A 6,898-nucleotide genomic window follows, 5' to 3' on the forward strand; every position below is an offset into this window, starting at 1 on the left:
CTCTACCCCAGCCGGTCCGGACCTAACCCGGGAGAGGCCAGGGCCCGACTGGTCACACACAGCGCCCCGCAGATGGCCGCCGCCCGCAGGCACTCCGGCCAGTCGGCGCCTGCCAGGTACCGGTACAGGAAACCACTGAAAAACGCGTCGCCTGCCCCATTGGTGTCGACCACCTCGGCCACGGGCACCACGGGCTGTTCGAACCGTTGCCCGCCCTTGGTCAGCAAGGAAGCGCCCTTCGATCCGTGGGTGCAGACAACAAATGCCTTACCACGTTCGATCAGCCGTTCCATGGTGCTGCGATAGTCCGGCAGGTTGTCGCTGGACAGGAACACCGCGTTCGCGGCCTCGATGAACGGTTCGTGATAAGGATTGCGGCCGTCGTAATCGTGCAGGTCGGTCCAGATCGGAACCCCGGTTTCAGTCAGCCAGGGCAGGGCGGAGCGCACGTAGCCCAGGATATTGACCACTGCCAGAGAGCAGCCGGCCAGTGCTTCCTGTGCCGGAGCCCAGTTGACCTCAGGAGGTTCTGGCGGCGGCTGGACGAACAGCGAAAGGCGTTTGCCGTCTGCCGCCATCAGGTTCACGTGCTGCTCGGTTGGCGCCCGGGTTTCCTCCGCCAGCAGGTGGATTTGCCGGTGGCGGAGGGCATCACGAATCTGCCCAGCCTCCGGATCCTGGCCGAGCAGGGTATGGAACACCACGGGCTGGCCGAGCGCCGCCAGGTTCAGGCTCTTGCCGGCACCGGTACTGCCGACGGCCCGGTAGCTTTCCCGGGGCCAGAGGGTCTGGGGGCGTGGCTCGGGCAGCTGCGCCAGGTGAATGATGGTATCGAGGGATGCGCCCCCGAGAATCAGGACCGGTTGTGTCATCTGGATTTCTTCCCTATGGCTGGTATTGCATCATTCTGGGCCCGGCGGCTGGCGTCGTGATCCTCCCTCGCCCTACGCCTCTGCCTGGTAGCGACTGGCTGAAACAACCGGTGCCGGTGTCCGTTCTGGCCAATTTCCGCGCAGCCACCCCTGGGCTATCTTGAAACCACACCATCAATGATAAAAAGCGGACAGCAATTCCAGAGGACAGGTATGAGCAACCAGCACTTCGATGTTCTGATCATCGGCGGCGGCGTTTCCGGCATCGGCATGGGGTGTCACCTCAAGCGCGAGTGTCCCGGCAAGTCCTTTGCCATTCTGGAACGGCGCCAGTCCCTGGGAGGCACCTGGGATCTGTTCCGTTACCCGGGTATTCGCTCGGATTCCGACATGTTCACCTTTGGCTATAACTTCCGGCCCTGGACCGGTGGCAAGGTGCTGGCCGACGGCGCGTCGATCAAGAACTACGTGGCCGAAACCGCCCGGGAACACGATGTGGAGCGTCATATCCGCTATGGCCTGGCCGTGAAGAGTGCAGACTGGTCGAGCGTCGACAAGTGCTGGAAGCTCACAGCCCTGAACGAGGCCACCGGAGAGACCGAGCACTACACCGCCAGCTTTATGGTCGGCTGTACCGGCTATTACAACTACGATCAGGGTTATAAGCCTGATTTTCCGGGTGAAAGCGATTTCCGCGGCCAGATTGTGCATCCCCAGCACTGGCCGGAGGATCTGGATTACACCGGCAAGAAGGTGGTGGTCATCGGCAGTGGCGCCACCGCCATCACCCTGGTGCCAACCATGGCCGAAAAGGCAGCCCACGTGACCATGCTGCAGCGCTCACCGACCTACCTGATGCCATTGCCCTCAACGGACAAAATCACCCTGGCGCTGCAGAAAGTGCTGCCAGAAAAAGCCGCCTACCGGCTGACCCGGGCCCGCAACATTTCCATCTCACGGTTCCTGTACCAGCGATCGCGTAAGAGCCCCCAGTTCATGCGGAAGCTGTTCCTGGGGATTATCAAGCGGCAGGTCCAGGGCAAGGCCGACATGCGCCACTTTACTCCCGACTACAACCCGTGGGACCAGCGCCTGTGCGTGGTCAAGGACGGCGATCTGTTCCAGGCGATCAAGTCGGGTAAGGCCTCCATCGCCACCGATCATATCGAGCGCTTTACCGAAACCGGCATCCGCCTGAAATCCGGCGAGGAGCTGGCGGCTGACATCATCATCCCGGCCACTGGCCTGGAGATCCAGATGCTGGGAGGCATCAGGCCGACCGTGGACGGCCAGGAGGTGGTGATGAAAGACAAGGTCATCTACAAGAACGTGATGGTGGAGGGCGTGCCCAACGCCGGCATGATCTTCGGCTACACCAATATTTCCTGGACCCTGAAGGTGGACATTGCCGCCGAGTACCTGTGCCGGCTGATGAACCTGATGGACAAGCGGGGCTACCGAATGGTGGCGGCCCGGGATCTCGAGAACAGTCGGGGCGAGGAGACGGTGCTGGGCTCACTCAACTCCGGCTACATTCGCCGCGCCGCGGACCGGCTGCCCCGCCAGGGCACCCACGGGCCCTGGCGATCGTCACAGAACTACCTTGAGGACGTGAAAATCCTGCGGTTCGAGCCAATCGAGGACGGTTATCTGGAGTTCGACGGCAAACGCACCCACGCCAGCAGCCGTGACACCGGCGGGTTCCTGAAGCCCCTGCGCTCGGCCCTGTTCGGAGCCTGAGCCGGGGCTTTCCTCAGTCCCTGCCGAGATAAGCCGCCTTGATAGCCGACCAGTCGTCAGACTCGGTCACCCGGAGTATCTGCTGGGACACCGGTGCCCGCAGCGGGCTGCCTTCCGGTAGCGCCAGGGCATACAGCTGCTCGGCAAACACGCCGGGCAGCAGGCTCAGGCGCCTGGGCCCCAACTGCTGGTTCCGGTACTGCAGCAACGGGCGGTCGTAGACAATGGCATCGCTTTCGCCGTCCGCCACCGAGGTCATCGCCGCAGTCAGGTTCGGATAGGTCTGATAGCGAATGCGCTGCTCTTCCAGATAACGCTGGCTGGCGGTCTGGCCGATGGTGGCCACCACTTTGCCCGGCAGGTCGCTCACGCCCTCGATTCCGCTGCGCAGGTTGCTGACCGTCAGGGATGAGGTAATGGCTGCAGTAAAGCTGGCCACCATGATCAGTCCGGCAAACATCCACACCAGCGCAATCACTCGCCCGGTGAAGGTGGTCGGTGCCTTGTCGCCATAGCCCACGGTGGTCATGGTGACCGCCGCCCACCAGAAGCTGGCACCAATGCCCTGGGCGGCGGAACCGCCAAACTGTTCCGGGTTGCGCCGACGTTCGGCCAGCCAGAGTACGAAGCCGACCGCCAGAAGCAGGACGCCCAACGCCAGGATCACGCTCACGAACTGCCAGCTGATCAGGGCCCTCAGACTGGCCAGAAGCCCCTGCTCGGGCACTGGCGGTACGGCAATGGACAGGCCGGTCTGGTAAAACGGGTGACTGAAGTCGAACCGACTTTCCCGGTCAGCAGTCATGGTCAGCGCGCCAACGGCGACATCAATCTCGCCGGCTTCGGTGGCGTCGAGCAGTTCCCGGAAGCCCAGGGGAACCCATTCGTACTCGCGGCCCATCCCGGCCGCCACCTGTTTCCAGAGGTCGATGCTGATGCCCTCCCAGCGACCGTCCTCGGTCTGCATGACAAAGGGCGGTACTTCGGTGATGCCCACTTTCAGGGGGGCATCCTGGGCGTGCAGGGGATGGCTGGCGGTCAGGGCCAGCAGGGTGATGACAAAAAGAATCCGTTGATGCATGGCTGCGTGCGGCCCCGCCCTGGGGCCGCGCTCCTTGTGGTTGATCGGTACATTATTCGAAGGCGGAACGTATCACGTCCCGGTAGTTACGGATGCGCTGCACGTAGTGCACGGGCTCGTAGCCACGGGCATAGCCGTAACGGGTGCTGGGATAGTATCGCTTGTCCGCCTTCAGGGGTAAAACCTCGCTCATGTCTTTCCAGGAATCGGGGTTCCTGTCGAGGCTGCGGGCCAGTTCCCGGGCATCGAGCAGATGCCCCCGGCCAATGTTGTAGCTGGCCAGGGCCAGAAAAGTCCGGTCCGGTTCCGGAATGGTCTCAGGCAGGCGGCGGTGCCGGTCCGCCAGGTAACGGGCCCCGCCATCAATCGCCGCTTCCGGATCCAGGCGGTTGTCGACGCCCAGGGATTCGGCCGTGCGCTGGGTCAGCATCATGATGCCGCGAACGCCGGTGGGCGATTTCGCGTCCGGGTCCCAGTGAGACTCCTGGTAGGACAGGGCGGCCAGAAGATCCGCAGGCATGCCGGTTTTGGCCTCGGCTTCCCGGAACTCGTCAATGAATTCGGGCAGGCGTTCCTCGATCCGACGGTTCAGGGCCCGAAGATCGACGAAATCGAAGTCTCCGATGTAGGCGTAGTAGCGGTTTTCCATGTCGGCCAGGGCCTCGTCGCCGTCCCGGCTGTTCATCCATTCCCTGGCGTCGTCAGCCAGGTCTGTGGATCCCGCGGGCAGATACCAGCCCAGGTTTCGGCCTTCTGTGAGGGTCATGGCCACCTCAAGGTGGGGGAAGTGGCGCCGCATCACCTGCACGATGTTGGAATCGGCCACGGTACACCCGACATCCTGCTCCGCCACCGCTGAAAGGATCACCTCGGTGGTGCGGTCGGCATCTTCGCGGAAGCCAATGCCCGGATACTGTTCATTCAGTGCGTTCAGGGTTTCCACATAGCTTGAGCCGGCCGTTACCACAATGTCCGTTCCCGGCAGATCTTCCGGTTTTCGCGGCATGGGCCGGGCGTCCCGGTGACATACCAGCTGTTCGGTGATCTCGGTGTGGGCCGGCCCCCGGGCAAAGCGCTTATCCCGGGAGGGCAGGTGCGTCAGTCCGGCGGCCGCCAGGTGCGTATTGCCGGAGGCCAGCGCATCGAGCACGTTGCTGGTGGAATCCAGCATGGTCCATTCCACTTCCCAGCCCCGGGCCTCGGCGTAGGCGCTGATCAGGGCGTGTTCCGGACCAATCGGGTTTTCATGGCGATCAAGATAGTAGGTGGTGGAGCCATTGCGGGTGGCCACTTTCAGAACGCCCGTTTCCGAGGGTGGCTGAAGCGCGGTCTGCGCCGGCTGCTGGCTGTTATTGTCGCTGCAGCCCGCAAGGATCAGGGGCGCGAGGCTGATGGCGAGGGCAGCGAGAAATCTGGAATGGGACATAACAAACGGGTCTTCCGGTTGCGTGAATTCTACGTATTTCTACGTACCTCCCTAGTCGATACTGACCGCTGGTGGGTTTGGATTAGTCTGATCGGGCCCGTCGGCTCTCGTTGCAGAGGCACAATCACCTATGGCTTATTCGCGAAGCCTCTGTTAACGTGCCCGCATCCTGCCTCTAGGGATTCCGCAGTTCCGGGTTTTTACCCTTGCGACCTTTCCGTACGACCTGTCAGAGGACGTCACCCCGTTACCGGCGCGTGACTGTAGTCGTCTCTTATTCCATGACTGTTCATGGCATCTGCCCGCATTCACCGAGCACGGTGTTCGTGGAGGCAGCACAATCAAGGTTTGATTTATATGAGTTTTTCTTCACTCGGTTTGTCCGAGCAGTTGGTTCGTGCCACCGCAGACCAGGGTTACGAAACCCCGTCTCCCATCCAGGCCCAGGCCATTCCGGCGGTATTGTCGGGAAAGGACGTGATGGCGGCTGCCCAGACCGGCACCGGCAAGACGGCCGGCTTTACCCTGCCCCTGTTGCAGCGCCTGGGTGAAAACCCGCGCACCGGCAAGGGCCCGCGCGCGCTGATCCTGACTCCGACCCGCGAACTGGCGGCCCAGGTGCACGACAGCGTCACGCTCTACAGCAAGTACATTCCCACCCGCTCCGCGGTGGTTTTCGGGGGCGTGAAAATCAATCCCCAGATGATGAAACTGCGCAAGGGTCTGGACGTACTGGTGGCCACGCCAGGGCGCCTGCTGGACCTGTATCAGCAGAACGCCGTGCGCTTCAACGAGGTAGAAATCCTGGTGCTGGATGAAGCCGACCGCATGCTCGACATGGGCTTTATCCGCGACATCCGCAAGATCCTGGGGCTGCTGCCCGCCAAGCGGCAGAACCTGCTGTTCTCGGCGACTTTCTCCAACGAGATCCGTACCCTGGCGGAAGGCCTGCTGGACAACCCGGTGCAGGTGGAGGTTGCCGCCCGTAACACCACCGCCGAGAAGGTCAAGCAGTCGGTGTACCCGGTGGACCAGAACCAGAAGACCGCGCTGCTGAGCAAGCTGGTGCGTGACAACAGCTGGGACCAGGTGCTGGTGTTCACCCGCACCAAACACGGCGCCAACCGCCTGACCCAGAAGCTGGAGAAGGACGGCATCACCGCCGCGGCCATTCACGGCAACAAATCCCAGGGTGCCCGTACCCGGGCGCTGGCGGACTTCAAGGCCGGCGAGATCCGGGTGCTGGTGGCCACCGATATCGCGGCCCGTGGCCTGGACATCAAGCAACTGCCGCAGGTGGTGAACTTCGAGCTGCCCAATGTGCCGGAAGACTACGTGCACCGCATTGGCCGTACCGGCCGGGCGGGCGAGAGCGGCTATGCCTTGTCACTGGTCAGTGCCGATGAGGGCAAGCTGCTGGCGGGCATCGAGCGGCTGATCAAGAAGCAGCTGCCGCGCACCCAGGTGGAGGGCTTCGAGCCCACCAACAACCTGCCCCTGAAACCCAAGGCCAAGGCGGACCCCAGCCGTGCCCGCAATCGCAGTGGTAACGGCGGCGGTAATGGTCGACCCGGTGGGAAGCCGAAGAGCTTCGGTGCCCGGCCCGGTGGACGCAGCGGTGGCCGAAGCCAGAACGGCGGTGGTCAGCGCGGCCGGTCAATCCAGCGCACCAGCGCGTGACGGCCAGCCTGAATGACTGAAAAGCGGAGCTTCGGCTCCGCTTTTTTTTTGGTGCGCCCGGCACGGGCGCACTCCTGGAGGTGCAAGTCCTCCCGTGAG

Annotated in this window: 5 protein-coding genes; 2 read left to right on the forward strand and 3 right to left on the reverse strand. The window is 63.0% G+C overall.

Annotated elements, in window-relative coordinates; genetic code table 11:
* Positions 1-2 precede the first annotated feature (2 nt).
* On the reverse strand, positions 3-872 hold the full coding sequence (locus ACFC20_RS14400; protein ID WP_375193616.1) for a carbohydrate kinase family protein: 870 nt from the start codon (positions 870-872) through the stop codon (positions 3-5).
* Positions 873-1,085: 213 nt separating this feature from the next.
* On the opposite strand from ACFC20_RS14400, the gene ACFC20_RS14405 reads away from it, so the two are divergent.
* Complete coding sequence (locus tag ACFC20_RS14405) at positions 1,086-2,612, forward strand: flavin-containing monooxygenase (RefSeq protein WP_375193617.1); 1,527 nt, start codon at positions 1,086-1,088, stop codon at positions 2,610-2,612.
* Between the two features lie 13 nt (positions 2,613-2,625).
* Here ACFC20_RS14405 and ACFC20_RS14410 read toward each other — a convergent pair whose 3' ends face one another.
* Entirely contained in the window at positions 2,626-3,693 is a 1,068-nt protein-coding gene (locus tag ACFC20_RS14410) for a transporter substrate-binding domain-containing protein (RefSeq protein WP_375193618.1), read from the reverse strand.
* Positions 3,694-3,745: 52 nt separating this feature from the next.
* Positions 3,746-5,119, reverse strand: a complete 1,374-nt coding sequence (gene mltF / locus ACFC20_RS14415) for a membrane-bound lytic murein transglycosylase MltF (protein WP_375193619.1) — start codon at positions 5,117-5,119, stop codon at positions 3,746-3,748.
* Between the two features lie 357 nt (positions 5,120-5,476).
* Between mltF and ACFC20_RS14420 the strand changes: the two genes are divergently transcribed.
* Positions 5,477-6,799, forward strand: a complete 1,323-nt coding sequence (locus tag ACFC20_RS14420) for a DEAD/DEAH box helicase (RefSeq protein WP_375193620.1) — start codon at positions 5,477-5,479, stop codon at positions 6,797-6,799.
* Positions 6,800-6,898 lie beyond the last annotated feature (99 nt).

The sequence above is a fragment of the Marinobacter sp. genome (assembly GCF_041984545.1).
In the GTDB taxonomy this organism is placed as follows: Bacteria; Pseudomonadota; Gammaproteobacteria; order Pseudomonadales; family Oleiphilaceae; genus Marinobacter.

What these genes read in the sequence shown, in the direction of transcription:
- ACFC20_RS14400 (WP_375193616.1), bottom strand. Translation starts at nt 872, where the DNA reads ATGACACAACCGGTCCTGATTCTCGGGGGCGCATCCCTCGATACCATC.
- ACFC20_RS14405 (WP_375193617.1), top strand. Translation starts at nt 1,086, where the DNA reads ATGAGCAACCAGCACTTCGATGTTCTGATCATCGGCGGCGGCGTTTCC.
- ACFC20_RS14410 (WP_375193618.1), bottom strand. Translation starts at nt 3,693, where the DNA reads ATGCATCAACGGATTCTTTTTGTCATCACCCTGCTGGCCCTGACCGCC.
- mltF (WP_375193619.1), bottom strand. Translation starts at nt 5,119, where the DNA reads ATGTCCCATTCCAGATTTCTCGCTGCCCTCGCCATCAGCCTCGCGCCC.
- ACFC20_RS14420 (WP_375193620.1), top strand. Translation starts at nt 5,477, where the DNA reads ATGAGTTTTTCTTCACTCGGTTTGTCCGAGCAGTTGGTTCGTGCCACC.